This window comes from Parafannyhessea sp., from assembly GCF_051876455.1.
Taxonomy (GTDB): domain Bacteria; phylum Actinomycetota; class Coriobacteriia; order Coriobacteriales; family Atopobiaceae; genus Parafannyhessea.
Genome location: NZ_JBJEHW010000117.1, coordinates 1 through 2,273 on the forward strand (window position 1 = coordinate 1; position 2,273 = coordinate 2,273).

General features: G+C 68.5%; 1 protein-coding gene. It reads left to right on the forward strand.

Annotated features, from left to right (window positions below):
• Positions 1-441: 441 nt before the first annotated feature.
• Positions 442-2,253 (forward strand): adenine deaminase, encoded by a 1,812-nt coding sequence (locus ACI38Z_RS05315; RefSeq protein WP_439789150.1) that lies wholly within the window; start codon positions 442-444, stop codon positions 2,251-2,253.
• Positions 2,254-2,273: the final 20 nt, after the last annotated feature.

The window sequence follows — 2,273 nt, forward strand, 5'->3', positions numbered from 1 at the left end:
CGAACCCATCGAGCACACTCACAGGTTGATACTGTACCTATCCTGATGGCGGGCGGATGCGCGCGGCCGCGACACCACCAAAAAGCCACGGCCCGGGCACACGCCCTCCATGCGGAGCGCGGCGAGCGGGCTCTGCCGCACCTCCCAGCTCAAAAAATCGCATATCCGGATATGCGAATTGGGCCGCAACGCATCTACCTGCACGCTCTTAAAAACGTACCGCATCGCACATCACGATATGCGATTTCCGTCCTCCGCCGCGTCGCGCCCGCGCGCACAAACCACCGCCCACACGTAACCAATGCCGCGCGCTCCCGCCGCCACGCCCCACTCGTCCGCGGCAGGCGGCGGCTCCGCCTGCCCCCGCATGCGATAACCTAGTGCAAACAGAATCGGGCCGCCGCGGCACGAGCGCAGGCGGCCTCGTCGCGGGAGGCGCACATGATCAATCACTTCTGCAAGGTCCCCCTCTGGGAATGCAACGGCAGGCTCGTGCGCGTGGCGCAGGGCCAGGAGCCGGCGGACACCGTGATCCGCCACGCCCGGCTCGTGAGCGTCACCACCCACGAGATCCTGGACGACGCCGACATCGCCATCGCGAGCGGCCGCGTCGCCTACATCGGCTTCGACGGCCACACGGCCGAGCACTGCATCGGTCCCAACACCAAGGTGATCGACGCCCACGGCCTCTTCGCGTCGCCGGGCCTGTTCGACACCCACATCCACATCGAGTCCTCCATGGTTGGCCCCTCGGAGTACGCCCGCGGCGTCGTGCCCCACGGCACCGTCGGCATCTACGCCGACCCGCACGAGGTCGCCAACGTCGCCGGCCTCGAGGGCGTCAAGGCCATGTGGGCCGACGCCGCCCGCACGCCCCTCAAGATCATGCTGACCACGCCCTCCTGCGTGCCGGCGGTCCAGGGCGTGGAGGACACGGGCGCCAGCATCGACGCCGCACAGGTGGCCGAGACCATGACCTGGCCCGAGACCTGCGGCCTTGGCGAGATGATGAACTTCCCCGGCATCCTTTCGGGCGAGAAGAACGCCCTCGCGGAAGTGAGCGAGACGCTCAAGGCCGACAAGCCCGTGACCGGCCACTACGTCGCCCCGGACGACGACCGCGGCCTCAACGCCTACATCGCGGCCGGCGTCACCAGCTGCCACGAGTCCAGCACGTTCCAGGACGTGCTCGCCAAGCTCCGCATGGGCATGTACGTGCAGCTCCGCCAGGGCTCGGCCTGGCTCAACCTGCCCGGCTACCTGCCCGAGCTCGTCAAGAGCGGCGTGGACACCAGCCACTGCATGCTCTGCACGGACGACTCGCACCCGCACACCATCGTGTCCGACGGCCACATGGACCGCGTCCTGCGCGAGGCCGTCCGCCTCGGGCTCGACCCCGTAACGGCGCTCCAGATGTGCACCGTCAACGCCGCCACGTACTTCGGCGTCGGCCTCGACATGGGTTCCATCACGCCCGGCAAGTGCGCGGACATCGTCCTGTTCGATGACCTCAGGGACTTCCGCGCCCGTCAGGTCATCATCGACGGCGACGTCGTCGCGCGGGACGGCAGGGCCCTCTTCGACGTGGAGCCGTTCGCCTGGCCGGACTTCATGACCCACACCATGAACCTCGGCTTCGACGTCACGCCCGAGACCTTCCGCATCCCCGTCGACAGGCCCGACGGCACCTGCAAGGTCCGCGCCATCGGCATCGCCGCGGGCGACACGCTCACGCGCGACGTCACGGCGCAGGTCCCCGTGCGCGACGGCTCGCTCCAGGCCGACCCCAAGCACGACGTGCTCAAGGCCTGCGTCTTCGACCGTCACCACGGCGCCAGGGGCACGCACGCCTTCGGCTTCGTCACGGGCTTCGGCATCCACGGCGCCCTCGCGCAGACCGTGAGCCACGATGCCCACAACCTCCTCGTCATGGGCGACAACGACGCGGACATGGCGCTCGCGGCTCAGACCCTGGCCAAGTGTGGCGGCGGGGAGGTCGCCGTGATGGACGGAAAGGTCCTGGCCCTGGTAGAGCTGCCCGTCTGCGGCCTCATGAGCGACAAGCCGGTCGAGGAGGTCTCCGCCGAGGTCGACCAGGTTGAGAAGGCCTGGAAGACCATGGGCTGCAACCTCCCCTCGCCGTTCATGACCATGGGCGTCATGTCGCTTGCCTGCGTGCCGTTCCTGCGCCTCACCAACCGCGGCTACGTCAACTGCGTCACGTTCAAGATGGAGCCGCTCGTCCTGGAGTAGCGTCCCTCTCGCCCGGCGTG